Source organism: Cellulomonas sp. A375-1 (assembly GCF_001040865.1).
Taxonomy (GTDB): Bacteria; Actinomycetota; Actinomycetes; order Actinomycetales; family Cellulomonadaceae; genus Cellulomonas; species Cellulomonas gelida.
Genome location: NZ_LFKW01000129.1, coordinates 1 through 1,047 on the forward strand (window position 1 = coordinate 1; position 1,047 = coordinate 1,047).

Annotated in this window: 1 pseudogene; it reads right to left on the minus strand. The window is 76.4% G+C overall.

The window, feature by feature from the left end:
* Positions 1-578 (minus strand): annotated as a pseudogene (locus CWIS_RS17755) (DNA polymerase III subunit gamma and tau); the annotation flags it as partial.
* Positions 579-1,047 lie beyond the last annotated feature (469 nt).

Here is a 1,047-nt window from a genome sequence, read left to right on the forward strand (position 1 = left end):
TCGTGGCGCTCCGGGGCAGCGTCGAACGACTGGCCGGGTCCGGTCTGGTCGTTCGCAGTGCTCGGTGCCCGGTGGGGCTCCGCATCGTCAGCACCCTGCTCGTCGTTCGATGCTCGACTCTCGACCTCGCCCGGACGTGCCTGCGGAGCGCGGCCGGTGCTCGACCCGCCGGACTGCCGCCCCGACGGACGCTGCGACGAGGCAGCACCGCGCCCGCTCGGCGCCGAACCTGCGCGCACGTCTCCGGCGCTCGCCTCGACGCGCACGTCGAAGCCCAGCGTCTCGTGCACGGCACGCGCCACGACCTCGGCGTGCGGCCCGTTGCGGAACGTGTTCGCGAGCTCGGGCGTCGTGAACGCCAGGCGGAGCGTGGTCGCGTCGAGCTCGGCGACCTGCGCGTTGTTGGGGTCGACGAGCGCGCCCGTGACGCGGCGCAGCGACTTGACCGTCTCGAGCACCTCGGGCCAGCGGCGACGCAGCACCTCGGTCTCGCCGCTCACGGCCGACGGCACGGACTCGAACGGCACGTCCGCGACCGACCCGGCATCGGCCTCGTCATCCGCGTCGCCGGACGCCACTGCCCCATCCGGCTCAGGCTCCGCACCCGCGACGTCGACGGCAGCAGGTTCATCGTCGCCAGCAGCCTCGCCACCCGCACGCTCGGCGGCAGCGGGCTGAGCAGAAGCGGGTGCGGCGGGCGCACTCTCGGCCGGTGTGTCGGTGGGCTCGGGCTCGCCCGTCACGCGCTCGTCGGAGGGGTGCTCGAACGGCGCCGGCTCCGCGAGCGGCTCGTCCGGGACGGCGCCGGAAGGGGCGGGCGACCCGGTGCCAGCACCAGGGGCACCAGCGCGATCGTCGGCGACCACGGGCGCAGTTGCCGGGGCGGACACTGCCGCGGAACTGGGTGCAGCATCGGCCGCGGGCACCGGGGCCGGCGGTGCGGTGGGACGGACGTCGTCCGGGCGCGCGCCCGATCGGCTCGCGGCGAGCGCTGCCCGCACCGCATCAGCCGGCCGAGCGCCGGGCGCGAGCCGGGGCGCGGGAGCG